This window comes from Brevibacillus fluminis (genome assembly GCF_003710825.1).
GTDB classification, from domain to species: domain Bacteria; phylum Bacillota; class Bacilli; order Brevibacillales; family Brevibacillaceae; genus Brevibacillus_D; species Brevibacillus_D fluminis.
This window is the reverse complement of the sequence record NZ_RHHQ01000005.1, coordinates 116858-134168: the sequence shown is the minus strand read 5'-3', so window position 1 is coordinate 134168 and position 17311 is coordinate 116858. Positions and strand designations below refer to the sequence as shown.

General features: G+C 52.2%; 16 protein-coding genes. 5 read left to right on the top strand and 11 right to left on the bottom strand.

Annotation, left to right across the window (positions count from 1 at the left end):
* Nucleotides 1-10 precede the first annotated feature (10 nt).
* Nucleotides 11-1408 (top strand): HAMP domain-containing sensor histidine kinase, encoded by a 1398-nt coding sequence (locus EDM56_RS05255; protein ID WP_122916839.1) that lies wholly within the window; start codon nt 11-13, stop codon nt 1406-1408.
* Here EDM56_RS05255 and EDM56_RS05250 read toward each other — a convergent pair.
* Complete coding sequence (locus EDM56_RS05250; protein ID WP_246009265.1) at nt 1405-2124, bottom strand: N-acetylmuramoyl-L-alanine amidase family protein; 720 nt, start codon at nt 2122-2124, stop codon at nt 1405-1407. The genes EDM56_RS05255 and EDM56_RS05250 overlap by 4 nt on opposite strands.
* 196 nt (nt 2125-2320) lie before the next feature.
* Here EDM56_RS05250 and EDM56_RS31370 point away from each other — a divergent pair, with 196 nt between their 5' ends.
* Both EDM56_RS31370 and EDM56_RS05240 read left to right on the top strand, forming a co-directional pair.
* On the top strand, nt 2321-3418 hold the full coding sequence (locus EDM56_RS31370; RefSeq protein ID WP_183192304.1) for a hypothetical protein: 1098 nt from the start codon (nt 2321-2323) through the stop codon (nt 3416-3418).
* An 11-nt stretch (nt 3419-3429) separates the two neighbouring features.
* Complete coding sequence (locus tag EDM56_RS05240; RefSeq protein WP_183192303.1) at nt 3430-4206, top strand: divergent polysaccharide deacetylase family protein; 777 nt, start codon at nt 3430-3432, stop codon at nt 4204-4206.
* Between the two features lie 84 nt (nt 4207-4290).
* Here the strand turns inward: EDM56_RS05240 and EDM56_RS05235 are convergent, their stop codons facing one another.
* From EDM56_RS05235 to EDM56_RS05220, 4 genes are all read right to left on the bottom strand, one after another.
* Entirely contained in the window at nt 4291-4959 is a 669-nt protein-coding gene (locus tag EDM56_RS05235; RefSeq protein ID WP_122916838.1) for an MOSC domain-containing protein, read from the bottom strand.
* Between the two features lie 159 nt (nt 4960-5118).
* Nucleotides 5119-6540, bottom strand: a complete 1422-nt coding sequence (locus tag EDM56_RS05230; protein ID WP_122916837.1) for an amino acid permease — start codon at nt 6538-6540, stop codon at nt 5119-5121.
* Nucleotides 6541-6586: 46 nt separating this feature from the next.
* Complete coding sequence (locus EDM56_RS05225) at nt 6587-7462, bottom strand: dimethylarginine dimethylaminohydrolase family protein (protein ID WP_122916836.1); 876 nt, start codon at nt 7460-7462, stop codon at nt 6587-6589.
* 40 nt (nt 7463-7502) lie between these two features.
* Nucleotides 7503-8264 (bottom strand): dimethylarginine dimethylaminohydrolase family protein, encoded by a 762-nt coding sequence (locus EDM56_RS05220; protein WP_122916835.1) that lies wholly within the window; start codon nt 8262-8264, stop codon nt 7503-7505.
* A 216-nt stretch (nt 8265-8480) separates the two neighbouring features.
* On the opposite strand from EDM56_RS05220, the gene EDM56_RS05215 reads away from it, so the two are divergent.
* Both EDM56_RS05215 and EDM56_RS05210 read left to right on the top strand, forming a co-directional pair.
* Nucleotides 8481-9221, top strand: a complete 741-nt coding sequence (locus EDM56_RS05215) for an IclR family transcriptional regulator (protein WP_122916834.1) — start codon at nt 8481-8483, stop codon at nt 9219-9221.
* Between the two features lie 68 nt (nt 9222-9289).
* A complete protein-coding gene (locus EDM56_RS05210) occupies nt 9290-10939 on the top strand; it encodes a M20/M25/M40 family metallo-hydrolase (RefSeq protein WP_122916833.1) in 1650 nt (549 codons plus the stop codon).
* 54 nt (nt 10940-10993) lie between these two features.
* Here the strand turns inward: EDM56_RS05210 and EDM56_RS05205 are convergent, their stop codons facing one another.
* The 6 genes from EDM56_RS05205 to EDM56_RS05180 all read right to left on the bottom strand — a co-directional run bounded on the left by EDM56_RS05205 (nt 10994) and on the right by EDM56_RS05180 (nt 17298).
* Nucleotides 10994-11971, bottom strand: a complete 978-nt coding sequence (locus tag EDM56_RS05205; protein ID WP_122916832.1) for an ABC transporter substrate-binding protein — start codon at nt 11969-11971, stop codon at nt 10994-10996.
* 269 nt (nt 11972-12240) lie between these two features.
* Nucleotides 12241-12912, bottom strand: a complete 672-nt coding sequence (locus EDM56_RS05200) for a response regulator (protein WP_122916831.1) — start codon at nt 12910-12912, stop codon at nt 12241-12243.
* Nucleotides 12890-13930 (bottom strand): sensor histidine kinase, encoded by a 1041-nt coding sequence (locus EDM56_RS05195; RefSeq protein ID WP_122916830.1) that lies wholly within the window; start codon nt 13928-13930, stop codon nt 12890-12892. Before EDM56_RS05195 ends, EDM56_RS05200 begins: the two co-directional genes overlap by 23 nt.
* Nucleotides 13931-14018: 88 nt before the next feature.
* Nucleotides 14019-15440 carry an MBL fold metallo-hydrolase gene (locus tag EDM56_RS05190; protein ID WP_122916829.1) on the bottom strand — a complete coding sequence of 474 codons (1422 nt, stop codon included), beginning with the start codon at nt 15438-15440 and terminating at the stop codon, nt 14019-14021.
* A gap of 16 nt (nt 15441-15456) precedes the next feature.
* Nucleotides 15457-16068 (bottom strand): helical membrane plugin domain-containing protein, encoded by a 612-nt coding sequence (locus EDM56_RS05185; RefSeq protein ID WP_122916828.1) that lies wholly within the window; start codon nt 16066-16068, stop codon nt 15457-15459.
* 30 nt (nt 16069-16098) lie between these two features.
* A complete protein-coding gene (locus tag EDM56_RS05180) occupies nt 16099-17298 on the bottom strand; it encodes an NAD(P)/FAD-dependent oxidoreductase (protein ID WP_122916827.1) in 1200 nt (399 codons plus the stop codon).
* Nucleotides 17299-17311 lie beyond the last annotated feature (13 nt).

Genomic DNA, 17311 nt, shown 5'->3' with positions numbered 1-17311 from the left:
GATGATGGCGATGACCTCCACAACCAGTGGTATCAGAAAGCTGCTCCGCCTTTCGCTGAAATGGCGTTTGACGCTGCTCTTTGTTGCGGGCATGATGGTCCTTTTGATGATTCTCACGACATTCATATACTGGAGCACCTCCAAGCTGGTCTACATACACGAGCAGCATTTGCTGGACCAAAAGGCAGAGGCCATCGCGGCTGACCTAAAAACACAGCTAACCGAGGACAAGTACCTGGACGCTAATTACGTGAAACAGCTGCTGACGAACTATGCAACAAAGCAGCAAGCCATCATTTTGCTCGATCACCAAGGAAAGCGCCTCGCCTCGGTCGTCGGACCTGACTGGGTGACCGACCCGCTAAAAGGCCTCCCCGCGCAGCTGATCGGAGAAGCGCCTATTTTACTGGACGGGGCTCACCCGCCACTCACCATCCGCGTCAAACAGGAAAACGAGCTGCTTGATCCGTACTTGCACATTTTGCTCCTGATGCTCGGCGTGGCCTCGATTGTGACGCTGGTCATCTCCAGCTTCGGGGGCTATTTTCTCGCAAGGGTCGGGCTCTCTCCTCTTGACCGTCTGATTACTGATATCCGGAGAATCCGCCCCTCTCATCTCTCCACCCGCCTCCCCGCGCATGGCACGTCTGCCGAAATCAATGATTTGGTTCGTGCGTTCAATTCGCTGCTAGACCGCGTGGAGGAAGCCATGAAAAAGCAGCAGCAATTTATCGCGGACGCTTCCCATGAATTCCGCACGCCGCTCGCCATCATCGACGGCTATGTCAGGCTTTTGCACCGCTGGGGAAAACAAAATCAGGCGATACGGGATGAGGCGCTCATTGCCATGGACCATGAATGTTCCCGCCTCTTTTCGCTGATCGACGACATGCTCTCGCTGGCCAAATTCCAGCACGTGTCGCAGATCGGCGAAGACGACGGGAAAAAGATGCAGTCGATGGTCCCGTTACTCAAGGAGATCCGCAATGTGTGGACGTCGACGTTTCCCAAGCATCTCAGCTTGTCCGTCAATTGGACAGAGCCAATCGCCATGACAATGGAACCGCCGAAGATCAGGCAGCTGCTAGATATACTCCTGGACAATGCACGAAAGTATACAGAAACGGGAGAAGTTGCGTTAACGGCGACGACGGAAAGAGGGTGGGTACACTTGCTTGTTGAGGATACGGGGATCGGCATCCCTGAGGAAGAAATGGAGAATGTATTCGAGCGATTTTACCGTGTGGACAAATCACGCAATCGGCATCGTGGAGGCAGCGGACTCGGCTTGCCCATCGCCAAGTCGATTGTACAAGAATACGGAGGCCGAATTTCCATTCGACGCTCCGCATCAGGGGGGACGATCGTTCATGTCGAACTGCCTGTTTTGGCAAGGGATGCTGATTAATGGGCATCCCTTTTTTCTCCGTCGTGCAAATTGCCGCAGAGAACCAGATACTCGCGCACAGCCTCGCAGATGGTATCGGCGATTTCTTTTTGACCTTTTGGGTTGGTCAAGCGTGCCCGATCGGACAGATTGCTTAAAAAGCCCATCTCCACGATCACAGCGGGGCTTTCCGTACGATTGAGCAAGTAATAGGTCTTCCCCGTTCGCGGCGTCTCATTCGACTGATACAACCCGTTCAACTTTTGCTGAAGAACATGGGCCAGCAAATAGCTCTGGCCTCGTTTTTGATACAAAATTACGGGTCCTGACTCCCTCCGGTTTTTGGCCCAATTTACATGAAGGCTGATCAGAACTTGAGGGACGATTTCCACGGCCAATTCCTTGCGCTGGGCAAGATCGCGAATATGGCGGGAACGGCTGTGCAGCCATTCGTTGTCATCGCTGAGTGCATAATCGCCCGTTCGGTTGATCAATACGTTGTAGCCTCTCGCTTTCAGCATTTTATACACTTTCATGGCGATTTGCAGATTGATGTTTTTTTCTTCAATACTGCCATAAGTCGTCCCGCTGTCGATGCCGCCATGCCCCACATCGATCATGATATCGATCGGCAAATGGATCCCGTCAGCATGTGTATTCTGCAGTGAACCGAGACAAACAATCATTGCTGCCAAGCCGGTAAGCATCATCTTGACACTGCGTTTCCATCGCTTCATCCGATTCCCTTCCTCTTGGCGGGGCATTTTACGTTCCCCTTTGCATTCATTCACGTGATAGTGTGAATCGCTTTTGATCGGCTCATTCAATATCAAGCATCCAGTTTTTACTGTCCGCTTTCATGAAACGAGAACGAAGGAAGTCGTTTTGTTTCCTTGCAGTTGCACATACTAAACGGCAGAGGTGATTCATCCAATGGCCATGACTGCCAAAAAGCTGTACGCGTCCCTGTTCTGCCTGACCCTGCTGCTGTTCGCCCCTGTCATGGTCGGCGCGAAGGAAGCGCCAAGCAGCATCATCACCGTAACCACATCGCCGGACTCCCCCTTTTGCACCACGTTGGAGATCAAGCAGCCCGCCTGGCTGGCAAAACGAATTTTGCGCAGCCGATCTGTTGCAGCAAAGGTGCATCCCGAGCTTCCACGTGCGCAAATCACAATTGGCGATCGGGAATTTGTCTTCGACTCCTATTCCCAGCTGTTTGAACCTGCACGTCAAACCCAGCTCGTGATGTCGAATGCCGTGCGCAAGCAGCTTGAGAAATGGGTCGATTTGGCAGAAAACGCGCATTACGGACAACCACTCGACTGGGTAAAGGTCAAAGATGATTTCGCTCGGATGGATTTTGCGACCGTGACAGACCTCGAAACGGGCGAATCCTTTCATGTTCAGCGCCGGGCCGGAAGCAACCATGCTGACGTGCAGCCCTTGACAAGCGAGGATACCGCTACGATGAAGCGGGTTTACGATGGGAAGTGGAGCTGGAAACGTCGGGCGATTCTGTTGACCATCGATGGTCATACATACGCAGCCTCCATGCATGGGATGCCCCATGGGGCAGGCGCAATCGCCGGAAATAACTTCCCCGGCCATTTTTGTATTCATTTTCAAGGGAGCTCAACCCATCGACGCAATGAGCCTGATCCTTCCCACAGCTTGATGATCCTGAAAGCGTCAGGAAAGCTGAAACAGGAGCTTATGCAAGCGACGCCCATGCGCGTGGTCGATATATTCCTCACATCGCTGCATGAGCATGACCGTTCGACACAGCTGATGACCACGGCAAATGATTTTCAGATGCCGTTTCCTTCTGAAGAGCTAGAAACATTCAAACGGGAAAGCGAAGAGTGGCAAAATCGCAACCCAGACCTTTTGGTCGCCACCATACCGGTAGAGCTTTCTTGCAAATGGGTCAACAGACGCGAGCAAAAAAACACCTGGACATTTCGGTTAGAACGCGTGTCGCCAGGTAGCCGCTGGAAAATTACAAATATCAGCCTGGATGAAAAGTAATAGGGAGGTGTATGCGTTTGAAGAAGGGAATTTACAGTCGAATGATCGTTAGCTTCGGGCTTTTAGCGGTTGCCCTGCTTCCGTTTAGCCAAGCCGCTCACGGCGAGACACCTGTGCAAAAGCTGGCGATCGTCATCGATGATTTCGGCAACAATATGGATGGAACCAAGGAAATGCTGGACTTGCCCATCCCGCTTACGGTTGCGGTGATGCCATTCATGCCTTCAACCAAACAAGATGCCGAATTGGCTCATACCAAACACCACGAGGTATTCGTCCATTTGCCAATGGAGCCTGTCAAAGGAAAGCGCAGCTGGTTAGGCCCAGGCGCGATTACGACTGATCTCTCCGATGCTGAAATCCGCAAGCGAGTACAAGCTGCGATCGACGATGTCCCCCATGCGATCGGCATCAACAACCACATGGGCTCAAAGGCGACTGCCGATGAACGGGTTATGCGGATCGTCCTTACCGTCTGTAAGGAACGGGGGCTTATGTTTCTCGACAGCCGGACGACCCATAAAAGCGTAATTCCTGCGCTGGCAAAGGAAATGGGCGTCCCGTACATGATGAATCGGCTCTTTTTTGACGATGTTTACACCTATAACCATATCTCCAAGCAGATGGACCTGCTGTGCAAATATCTGAACAGCAATGACGAAAACTACATCGCGATCGGCCATGTGGGACCACCGGGCAAAAAGACAGCCGATGTGCTGCGCAAAAGCATTCCCCGTTTGAAACAAAGTGCGGAGCTTGTGTTTGCCAGTCGGCTCAGTATGAAATAGCATGAAAAGACCGCACCTTTGTGTTGATTGGACATGTGGATGCGGTCTTTTTACATAAGCTTGTTTTCCCGGTAACCCCATTAATCAACCGTTTAAACGGGCGATCGTATCGACTTCGTCGCCTTCTAAACGATTGCTTAACGTTTTGCGCCAGCTTGCGGACAGCTTCTCTACAGCCAACAGCTGTCTGATACCATCCTGATTTTTCTTGTCGTGATGCATGATCTGGTTGGCGAACGCCACGGTAAGTTTGGCCGGATGACGCTCTATGAGCACCGGTCGATCTTCTTTGGATACGTGGCCTTCTTGCAACACACGGAAATAAAAGCCGGTGAACCCTACGTTTTGCACCGTGATCGGCATATCCGCGACATCATAACGCTTTGCGAGCTTATGGCAAGGCTGACGCGGCTGCGTCACCTGCACGACCGCCTCGCCCAGCTGGTATGTATCGCCGATGCATACGAGGTCCTCCGTCATCCCGGTCACCGTCAAATTTTCACCGAATGCCCCGAATGACATGGGTCTGTGCAGTTCACGCTCCCAAAACGGATAATGCTCATGGGAATAGACACAGACAGCCTTGTCGACTCCTCCGTGAAATTTCAGGTCTGCTTGACCGTCACCGGCGAAATTCAGCTTGGATAAAAAAACGGCTCCTTCGATAGGCTGCTTAAAAATGCCTGTCTCCAGCTCTTTCCCTTCATACGTCACCGTAATGGGCTTCCCCACATTGATGGAAACGATCTCCATGGCGATTTTAACTCCCCTTCCATACTCCTTTGCATTCCAGTATATAGGAATTTTTTCATTTAGAAAACTTGGCTGCGCCAAGCTTTTTGGGGGTGCCTTAGTTGCCCTTATGAAAAAACCCCTCCGCATCATGGAGAGGTTAAGGTTTTATTGATATGGTTACGACGAAAACGGAGGGGTATTCGACGCATCCTTCTTTTTGCGCCCGAATTTTGCAAAGTAAACGATATAGCAGATCGCGGTAACCGCGAGTCCGTAGTACAGACCAGCCCGCTGTGTAGGGTCAAACGCTGGGAAGATCAGGACGATTCCGCACATCACCAGGCACAGGATCGGCGTAATCGGATAAAGCGGTGACTTGTATTTCAAATCTTCCAGCTTTCCGCCCTCTTTCAAGTAACTGCGGCGGAAATTGAATTGGGATAGCGCAATGCCCATCCAAGATAGCGTGACTGCGATGCCTGACACTGACATGAGCAGCACATAGACGGTGTCAGCAGCTAAAATGCTCGTCAACAGAGACAGCAGCGAGAAGATCAGCGTGGCAAGCAGCGAATTGAGCGGCACCCCGTTTTTGGTCAGGCGACCAAAGGCAGCAGGTGCCATTTTGTCTTGGGACATCGCAAACATCAAGCGTGTCGATGCGTACAGGCATGTGTTGCCTACGGACAAAATCGCGGTCAAAATAACGAAATTCATCAGGTCGGCAGCAAACGGAATGCCTACGTCATCCAGCAAGGTGACAAATGGGCTTTCCAAAATGCCCAGGTCTTTGGATGGGAAAAGCAGTGACAACACTGCCACAGAAGCCACATAAAAAATCAGGATGCGGAACACCACGTTGCGAATGGCGCGCGGGATGTTTTTTTGCGGTTCTGCGCTCTCCCCTGCCGCAATCCCGATCAGCTCGGAGCCTTGATAGGAGAAGATCACGTTCATCAACGTGACGAAAACGATTGAAATCCCAGCAGGGAAAAGGCCGCCGCCGCTCATCAGATTGGAGAAGTAAGGAGCAGGCTTGCCATGCATCGGAACAATACCAAAAATAGCAGCTACGCCAATGATCAAAAATAGGATAACAGCAACGACTTTAATCCCTGCGAACCAATACTCTGACTCCGCAAACGCTTTTGTTGTAAGCGCATTCATCAAGAACAGCAAAAGAATGAATACTGCGCACCAAATCCAAACGGGCGTGTTGGGAAACCATCGCTGCATCAGAATGCCCGCAGCTGTAAATTCGACACCGGCGGTCGTAGCTGAGCCGAGCCAGTAAATCCAGCCGATTGCAAAGCCTGTTCCAGGGCCGATGTATTTCGTCGCATACGTTTGAAAAGCTCCGGTCACCGGCATTTTCACCGACAACTCCCCTAAGCAGGTCATGACCAGATAAAGCAAAATTCCACCGAACAAAAAGGCAAGCATCGCTCCGCCAGGTCCCGACTGATTAATCGTCAATCCTGCGTTCAGAAACAAACCAGTGCCGATTACGCCGCCAAGCGACAGCATGAAAAGATGGCGGCTTTTCATCGTACGTTGCAATTGAGGTCCTTTTTCTGCGTTTTTTGTTTCCTGACTCATCCTATCCCTCCGATTTCGCAGATAACGAGTGCCTGCAGCCAAATGGCTACAGGCGTTCAACTGGGCAAGTCAGGCAAGTCGGGCCGCCCGTGCCCTTAAAGGAGATTTCGTCTCCCTTGTATTCATAAACCGTCACATCTTCCGCCTCCATAGCAGCTTTGGTGTGCGGGTTGCCGGCCGGTATCATGACGATGCGCGGTGCCAGCGCCAAAACATTGCAGCCGAGATTGTTGTACTCAGCCTCAGGTACTTCAATCAGCTTCATGCCGCGCGCAAGCAACATCTCGCGGAACATGACCGGCATCAATGGCGAATGTACCACAGCAAGGTCTTGGGACACCATGCTGATGAACGACATCAAATGCAGGCACTCCTCCGGACCATTCGCGTGTGGAAGATGCACCACGATGAACTCGTCCACCACACCCGCCATCAATTCGCGCAGCTGGCGAATACCCTCGTCATTGGTTCGATAGCCGCGGCCCACTACCACCGTACGCTCATCGAGCCAGACGATGTCGCCACCATCCGCGCGGGCCTCCCCCGTCAGTTCACCAAGTACAGGGATGCCGTGTTCAGCCAATACTTGCTTAAGCAATTGCGGCTCTCCCTGACGCAGCGTCTTGCCGGATTTCAGCAAAATCGCACCGTTGCAAGTGATTTTGACAGAATCGTGCGCATAGAGCGAATCGAGCCCAGTCAAATCGGATTGAGGCAAATGCACGACGTTCGGCACATGCTTACGCAAAATTGCTTCAAATGCTTCATATTCCTTGACCGCTTCGGCATAATCCGGGCAGCTGGTGTAATTGTACGCCTGCCAGTTTTGCTCCAGATGCTCCTGGCTGATGAAAGCTTCAGCCGGGCGCTTGATGAATACGCTTTCCAGTTTGCCAACCATCGACTGGCTGCCATACTTCATAAAGACCCCTCCATTCTCCCTATGCTGAGGAGAAATCAGATTAGAAGCGCAGCGACAGGCAGCTCAAACCGCCGTCTTGCTTACGGAACTCGGACATTTCCAGCTCGATCACTTTGTAGCCAGCGTCGACAATACGTTTTTTTGATTTTTCAAAACCTTTTGGGATGATGACGTAATCATTCATGCGAATGCAGTTCGCCGAATACTCTTCGTCCGCATCGACCACGATCTGATTGAACTCGGCAAAGGTCGGGTGATCCACAAATTCGCCTGCTACGACCAGATCATTGTTGCCCAAATACGCGAGACCGGTTTTCAGGTGGAAAAACTCTTTCATCGGCACGATTTCTGCCGTGTAACCGTATTTTTCAACAATCGCCTTGAACTGCTTGGCGCCTTCTTCATTTGTGCGTGTGGACAAACCTACGTAGAAACGGTTGTCTGCCTGCATGACGTCGCCACCATCTAGCGTGCCTGGCGCTTGGATATATTCCAGCTCCTTATAGAAGCCTTTCAAAACTTCTTGCATATGGACGATTTCGCCGTTACGAGTTTCTGCCCCCGGATTCGACACGATAGCGAATTTCTCCGTCAAAACCGCTGTATCCTCAACGAATGTGGAATCCGGAAACTGCTCATCCGCCTCCAACACCGTCACCTCAACTCCGACTGTTTTCAGCGCTTCAATGTAACTCGCATGCTGTTCCAGCGCCAGTTCATAATTGGGAGTACCCAGATTTGATGTAGTCAAGCCATTCACATAGCTTTTGCCCGGTTTTTTTACGATTGCTCTAGTAAACATGGTGCACCTCCGCAGATTGTTTCATGATTTTTCCGTATTGTGGAACTATTTTCACAATGCGAAAATATAGTTATACTCTATAAGGCAGAATTTTTCTTGTCAATGACTTTACACAACAATTTAATAGTTTACAATTTGGCTATATTTCTGTTAAATAAAAGTGGCGATATCTCATTCATAACCATTCATACTTATCCTCTGGGAAGGAGGCAGCACATGGTACAATCGATAGACCGCGCCATGCAGATCGTGCAAGCCTTAATCTCGGATGAAACCAAACTCCATTGGTCCATCTCTGATCTTGCCGAAAAAACTAAGCTGCCGATCAGCACCGTCCATCGCCTTATCAGTACACTGATTCAGCATGGGTTGGTCGAACAGGTCGCCGAAACAAAACAATACAAAGCAGGTCATCTTTGGATGGAAATCGGCTTGCGGCTGCTGGAGAATGTCGATTACCGCGTTGTCGCTCGCCCCATTATGGAAGCGCTGGCATTAGAGGTAAAAGAGAGCACGTATCTCAATATTCCCCACGGCACAGACGCGATTATCATCGAGCGCGTCGATAGTCCACTCAAGGTTAGGATCATCGACAATCTCGGCATACGGATTCCGCTCCACATTGGAGCTGGCAACAAAACGATTTTGGCCAACTTTGAAGAACGCGAAATGACAGCAACGATTGAAACGCTGATTCCGACACAAGAGAAAAGACAGGAGCTGCGCAATCAGTTGCTTGACATTAAACAGCACGGCTACGCCATAAGCTATGGTGAGCGAACGGAAGGCACCGCCTCCATCGCCGCTCCGATCATCGGCTATGGACATAAAGTAGTCGGAGCTTTGAGCATCGGTGTACTCAGCTACCAGATCACAGACGAGCGGCTCGCCTACCTGATTGAAAAGGTGAAGGACGCTGCCCAGTTAATTTCACAAAAAATCGGCAAAACGCCGTAATTTTTTTATCCACGCAACGGAAACGTTTTTCACTATGTGGAAATATAACAAAAGAAGAGGTGCTCATCATGGCTTACAAATGGTCTACAAAAGAACAAATGACTGATCTGCTCTGCAATTTGGTTAGCATCCCAAGCATCACTGGTTCCGAAGCGGAAATCGCCTTCCCGCGCTATGTAGTCGAACAGCTGCAGGCGCTCCCATATTTCCAGCAGCATCCTGAGCATCTCCATGCACATCCGACCGGAGATGGGCGTTATTTCGTCACTGCCTTGGTCAAAAACAAGCCGGAAACGAAAGACACGATCGTGCTGGTCAGCCATTTTGACGTGGTCGATGTGGAGGATTACGGCAACTGGAAGGAATTTGCTTTTGCACCGAAAAAATTGAGCGAGATGTTCCGCGCCAACAAAGCAGATATGCCAGCTGACGTCCAGGAAGACCTGGGGACAGGTGACTGGCTGTTTGGCCGTGGCACCATGGATATGAAATGCGGCCTCGCCCTCCATATGTCGCTGATCGAGGAAGCATGTGACGGCGGTTTTGACGGCAACCTGCTGCTGCTCACCGTTCCTGATGAAGAAGTCAACTCCGTCGGGATGAAAGCAGCTGTGCCTTTGCTCTTGGAGTGGGCGGAAAAATTCGACCTGAGCTACAAAACCGTGCTCAACTCCGAGCCGATGTTTACCCGCTATCCGGGCGACCGCAATGCGTACATTTACAACGGCTCGATCGGCAAGGTCATGCCCGGTTTCCTCTGCTACGGAAAAGAAACCCATGTGGGCGAGCCGCTGGCAGGCTTGAACGGCAATTTCATGTCGTCCCACATCACGACGATGATGGAGCTCAATACCGCGTTTTGCGAACGTGTCGAGAACGAGGTCACACCCCCCCCGACCAACCAAATTTTAAAAAGCTTGAAGAAAGACTACTCGGTACAGATTCCGCACCGATCCGTCACGCTCTTTAACCTCTTTTTGTACGAATGGACGATGGAGGAAATCGTCACCGGGATGCGCCGTCTGGCTACGATGGCTGCCGAGCAAATCAAGGAATCGTATGCAGCCAATGCAGAGCGCTATGCCCAGCTCGATTCCTTCACGCCTACCGATATCAACGTGAACGTTTACACGTACGACGAACTGCTGAAATACGCGGGCGAAACATACGGCGATGAGCGTGTGGAACGCATCCGCCAAGACGTGCTGAACAACACAACCAAACAAGATGAGCGCGATGTCACGATCAACCTGGTCGATGAACTCGCGATCCTTTGCAAAGAGCTGTCCCCTATGATCGTCCTGTTCTTTGCGCCTCCATACTACCCTGCGGTCTGCTCTCGCCGCAATCCGCTGATTTCGTCCGTCGTGTCCGACATGATCGCGTATGCGAACGAACAGCATGGTGTGGAGCTGAAAAAGCAAAACTATTTCGGCGGCATCTCCGACCTCAGCTATGTCGGCTTGCAACATCCGGCTTCCACATTGACGCCGCTCACCACCAACATGCCGCTGTGGAACCGCGGCTACAGCGTGCCACTGGAAGCGCTCGAGCGCTTTGATGTCCCGGTCCTCAACCTGGGCCCAGTGGGCCGTGATGCGCATAAATGGACGGAGCGGCTGGATACCGACTTTGCTTTCGTGAAGCTGCCGAATATGCTCCGGGTGTGCATCCGCAAATTGTTTACCGAACAAACTTCTGTTTCTTCTATTATATAATCGAAAAAACCCCTGCTTTCGACACGATGTCCGAAAAGCGGGGGTTTGTTTGTTTCACGATTTCTTCAACATATTCACCATATCTTGCAGCTGGTATTCGACATCATCCGGCGTATAGCCGAACCATCGATCGAAATTCAGCACATACACGTGATTTTCTTTCGCAGCCGGGAGGTTTTTCCACAGCGCGCTCTTTTGAATGTCTTCCAGATGCTTTTTCGAGTCATCATCCTGGAACGTCGACACAAATACATAATCCGCTGCGAATTCAGGCAGCTTTTCGAGCGAAATCGAGGTCGCCCAGAAGTTCGGGTCCTTGTCGATTTCCTTCTGAACAGCAGCTGGCGGGGTCAGGTTCAACGCTTTATAGATCGTGTAGCCAAAATTGCGCACGCCATACACGTACAGCTCTTTCGGGCGCACGTTATAAATGGCGACGGTTTTGCCTGCTGGAACAAGGGATTTGATTTGCTCTTCTGTCGCCTTTACTTTCTCGTCAAAGCTTTTTTGCCACGCCTCCGCCTCTTTTTGGCGGTTCAAAATATCGCCGATCACTTTGACGTGGCCCGGCATGTCATAATCCATCCATGGGATCGCGACGGTCGGAGCGATTTTGGACAGTTTGTCATACATGTCCTGGTCGGCATCGCCGGCGATGATCAGGTCCGGCTGAATAGCGATGATTTTTTCATAGTTCACTTTTTCAACGTTGCCGATATTTTCAATCCCTTTGACCTTGTCCCCCATATCCTCAAGCAAGTAGCCCGGCGCCCCGATCGGCTTGATCCCGACAGCCATCATCTGGCTGACATATTGCAGTGTGACCACTTTCCCGGGATGGGCTGGAATTTGCGTTTCGCCCATGCTGTGCTTATAGGTACGGGAGGCAGCAGCATCCGCTGGTTTGCTCGTTTCGGCGCTTCCGCTTGCTGCTGAATCTGTTCCGGTGCCAGCTCCGCCGCTATTTCCGCAGCCGGCTAGCGAAAAAGCCAGCAACAGCTTGCAAAGGCAGGCAAACATGCTTTTTCTCATATCCTCAAATCCTCCTTGTCATATAGTAAAAACAAATGTAAGATTTCACCACTCTTTTTATTGAGAAAGATTATCATTACCAGTTAGCGTTTGTCAATATCATTTTCGGTTCGCTATAAGACCGCAAATTAGAAAACCTGGCTCCGCCATGCTTTTTGGCGGAGTCGCGGTTGCACTTATACTGGATAAGAATTTTATAAATTCTTATCTGTACAAAAAAGGGTACACCGAGCAGCAAAGTGCCCGGTGTACCCATTTATCGGTTATCGTTACAGCGCCAAATCCAGAAAATGATTTCGCAGCGCAAATTGGATCAGTTCCCGCTTCGTCGTAATCTCCAGCTTTTGCATGATATTCGTCTTATGGTTTTCGACCGTCTTGACGCTGATCATCAGCTTGTCCGCCACTTCCTTGTTGGCGTACCCGAGCGCGATCAGGCGGACGATCTCGGTCTCCCGATCGGTCAGGATGGAGCCCAGCACGCGGCTGCGCTGATTCGCGATGCTCGCCTGCTCTTGCTGTCCCATCCACTGCCTGATTTTTTCGTCGGCGATCGATGTCTTGTAAAACCGTTTGCCCTGTTGGACATTTCGGATCGCCTCAATCAGCAGCTCACCGTGGCTGTTTTTCAAAATATAGCCGTATGCCCCGACCTGCACCGCCTGCTGAATATAAATCTCCTCATCAAACATCGTCAAAATCACAATCCTGCTTTTCGGCAGCTGCTTATGGATCTCCCGGCTTGCCCGAAACCCGTCCAAACCGCCCGGCATCGACAAATCCATCAAAACGACATCCGGCAAAAGCTGCGCCGCCTTCAAGATCGCATCGTTGCCGTCATGGCTCTCGCCGATGATCTCCACATCGGGATAAGCCTGCAAAAGCATGCGAATTCCCTTACGCACCATCGTATGGTCATCAACCAAAAGAACGCGGATCACTGTCAAATCCCTCCCGTTCCTGCACGGTCACGATAATTTCAGTACCTTCTCCGAGAATGGAGTGGATGGTCAATTGGCCGTTCATATGGCTCACCCGCTCCTCCATATGCTTCAAGCCCAAGCCCTCCTGAATCGCTTCGCGGGAAAAACCGACGCCTCGATCGCGCACGGCGAGCGTCAGCCCTTCATCTTCCCAACTGAGGAAAACCTCGATTTCATCAGCCTTCGAGTATTTCAGGGCATTGTGAAGTGCCTCCTGTGTCACCCGGTACAAATTGATTTCCAATAGCGGCTTCAACCGCAGGCTGTCCATGTTTTGGATAAAGCGGATGTTGGCCGCGTGCGTTTTGTTCAGGTTGTGAATGAGATTGCTGATTGTCGGCACGAGGCCGAGCTGATCGAGGCTGTGCGGCCGCAGCTGCAGCGAGTAAAGCTTCACGTCGTTGACAACCTTGTCCAGCTCGTGGACGATTTCGCCCATGTACGATTTGAACGCTTCATCGCGGTCGATCTGCGCCTGGATCGCTTGCAGCCCGACCGATATGGAATAAAGCGACTGACCGACGCTGTCGTGCAGCTCTTGTGCCAGTCGCTTGTGCTCGTTTTCCTGCGCTTCCAGCGTCTTGTGCAGAAGCAGTTTGGATATGCGCGCCTCTTCTTCTTTTTTCTTGACCGTCATGTCTTTTAGGACGAGCAGTACTTCCTGCTGATGCTGCTCCTCATTTTCGTACATGACCGCCGTGCTCATCTCGACATCGATGTAATGGCCCTCATACGTCGGCATGGACGATAAAAAGTACGGGACTTCTCGCTTGGCTACCAGATAGCAGCGTTCCTCACCCGGCGGGACTTCGCGCGTCTGGCAAAACGAGCAGTACGGCACCGCGCCGCCTAGGTGCCAACCCGTCAGCTTCTCTGCCGACGGGTTGATCGCCAAAATGGTGCGTTCCTTATCGAAGATGATGATGCCGTCCTGCAAATGGTCAAACACTTGCTTCAAATAATCTTTCTGCTGCATGTTCCGCACATCCTCAGTTGGCAAAGTGGTCCACCTCACAATAGCTTCTGGCTTAAGTCGCCGATCCCTGCCTTCTGTGTCCGCTTTTTTACACCTGTGGCAAACCAGCTTTCGCCCACTGCAGGATGCCCCCGGTCAAATTCATGACCCGCTTGTGTCCATTCGCCTGTAGGATGCTGCAAGCCATTGCGGAGCGGGCGCCGGAGCGGCATTGCACCACAAGCGGTTTCTCCGCCGGAACCTCCGCGAGCCGTCTGGGCAGCGTCCCGAGCATAATATGGGTAGCGCCGGGAATATGCCCTTCCTTCCATTCGCTCTGATTGCGCACGTCAAGTACGTAGACATCCCCACTCTCCACTTGGGCGGCGATTTGGGCTGGATCCACCTCTTCATATACCTCCAGCTGAACGGCAGCTTCCGCATAGCTGTCATACACCGTCAGATCGATGAAGCCGGGCACGTTATCAATTCCCACCGCGCGCAAATCCCGCAGCATACTGGTCAGCTGCGCCGGATCGCAGAGCAGGTTCAGCGGCCGTTCGTAATCGACCAGCCAGCCCGCCCAGCTGGTAAACGATTTGTTATAGGGAATATTGAATGTCCCTTCGATATGCCCTTTGGCATAGTGGCTGCTCGCGCGCGTATCCAGGATGGCAGCACCGTTAGCAAGCAGCGTGGAAACCGTCTCGACCGCCGGTGACAACTGTTCTGTTTTCGGCAGATCAGCGAGCAAGGCTGGTCCGTTTTTGTTGGCCAGTTTCATATATTTGAAATAGGCGGGCGGTTCAGGCTGACCATCAAGCAACGCAGCAACGAACGCTTCTTCCTCATCGATCGCAAGCGCCCAGTTGAACAGCTTCTCATAGCCGACCGTCGAGGAGGGGACTGCGCCCAGCGCCTTTCCGCATGCGCTGCCAGCGCCATGTGCCGGCCACACCTGCAAATAATCGGGCAGCTCCTTGAAGCGCTTGAGCGACTGGAACATCTGGCGCGCCCCACCGCCTGCCGAGCCTTTCACACCGACTGCCTTTTCCAGCAAATCCGGACGGCCCACATCGCCGACAAACACAAAGTCTCCGGTGAAAATCCCCATCGGTCGATCAGCGGCTCCGCCTTTGTCCGTCAGCACGAGCGAAATGCTCTCTGGTGTATGCCCAGGGGTGTGCATCACCTCAAACCAAATGTTGCCGATCGCGAACTGGTCCCCATCCTTCAGCAGCTGATGCTGTAGACTGGCCAAGTATTGATATTTCCACTCCTCATCCCCTTCATCGGAGAGAAATAGCTTTGCTCCCTGGCCGACAGCCAATTCCCGCGCCCCGGAGACGAAATCAGCATGGATGTGTGTTTCCGTCGCGGCGACAATCCGTACACCCTCCGCTTTCGCCACCGCAAGATAAGGAGCAATGTCGCGGGATGGATCGATAACGATCGCCTCCCCCGTTTTTTGGCACCCGACCAAATAGGACGCATGCGCCAGTTTTTCGTCGTAAAAATAACGCAACAGCATGGTAAAGCTTCCTCCTCTATGGTTTTTTCCGTTCGGCAACGACATCCAGGAGCGATTGCGTGAAACGCAGCCCGTTCTGGACCGTCGGATCGCCCAGCATGCGCATGACGGCAAAGAGCGAAAACCGCTGTGTGCTCGTTGCTGCCCGTGCTTTTGCCTCTTTCAAGACGGCAATGCCTTCTTCAAGCGGCTCGGTGACGGGGGATGCCAGCTCCTTCACACCGCCGAGCAATTGATTCATCGATTGCTTATCCGAAAGCACCGCTTCTGCCGTGTCATACAGCTGTTCGAACACCGTGATCATTTTCACCAGCTTTGGCAGCTTTTCGATCAGCGTAATGAGGGCATCCAACGTCTCGTGATCGATATTCAATTTCGCCCACGCCTGATCGATCCGTTCTGTGACCGAGGAGAGCGTCGCCTTGTCGCCCGCTACGGCAGAAACGAGCTCGATCCCCCGTTCCGCCGTGCTCACCGCCTCTGCAATGCGCGGCAGCTTGCGAATCAGCTCAACCAGCGAATCCTGAACGGCCGGATCGGCAAGCTCCTGCAGCAATGCGGCATTCGTCCATTCGGCCTCCAGCTTGGTTGCGTCGGGAAACGTCCCTTGTTGCTGTGCGATTTCCATTTGCCTGCCTCCTTTTCACTTATGGCGGTTTTACATGAGCCCTTTCAGCATGCCGTCCCAATACATGATCGGAAGCGCTTCTTTTTTCAGCAGGTACATGCTCATCCGCTCTTGTGACTGATCGAACGGAAAAGACTCCTGCGGCATCAGGTTGTAATCAAATTCAGCCAATACAAGCTTGTTGTAGCCCGTAACCAGCGGGCATGACGTATACCCATCATATTCGGCTGTGGGCGGTTCGCCCTTCATCAGCGAAAGCAAATTCAGCGCGACGGTCGGTGCCTGCTTCCGGATTGCAGCTCCTGTTTTGGACGTGGGCAAATTGCTGCAATCGCCGATCCCGAACACATTGTCATAGCGTTTGTGCTGGAGCGTGAATTTGTCCACATCAACCCAGCCCCCCGCATCGGCCAATGCACTTTTCGCGATGAAATCGGGCGCCTGCATCGGTGGCGTCACATGGATCATGTCGTATTTCAAAGTTTCCAGCTCATTTGTATCCAGATGCTGAAACACCGCTTCTTTTGTCTCCGGCTTGATTTCGATCAGATTGCGCCGGTAACGGGTATCGATCTGCTTGCGCACAATCACCTTCTCCAACGTATCCGCGTATTTTTTCACCGCGAAAATATTGGCGTTCGCCGAGCAGAACGTCACCTGCGATTTACTGCGCACGCCTGACTTGCGGAAATAGTCGTCCGCTAAGTACATGATTTTTTGCGGCGCGCCGCCACACTTCACCGGGGTATTCGGCTGGGTGAAAATCGCATGTCCCCCCGTAAACGAGCGAATGAATTCCCACGTGCTGTCGACGTATTGGTAGGAGTAGTTGCTGCAAACGCCGTTTTTGCCGATGCTCTCCTTGAGTCCCTTTATCCGGTCCCAATCGATCTGGATGCCAGCGGCTACAACCAGATAGTCATAGCTGACTCTCGTCCCTTCGTGCGTTTGGAGCCACTTTTCTTCAGGCTGGAACAGCTCCACCGACTCCTGCAGCCAATCCACCCCGTCCGGGATCACACTGGCTTGATCGCGTTCGGTCGCTTCCTTCTTGGCTGCCCCTCCGCCCACTAGCGTCCAAAGCGGCTGATAGTAATGCTTCGTGGCGGGATCGATAATGACGATCTGTCCGCGCAGCTTGCCCGTCTCGCGAATCAGCCGGGCCGCGACCGAGACCCCTGCGCTGCCTGCCCCCACGATGGCCACGGTGTAATGCATCTCTTTTGCCATAAAAATCCCCTTT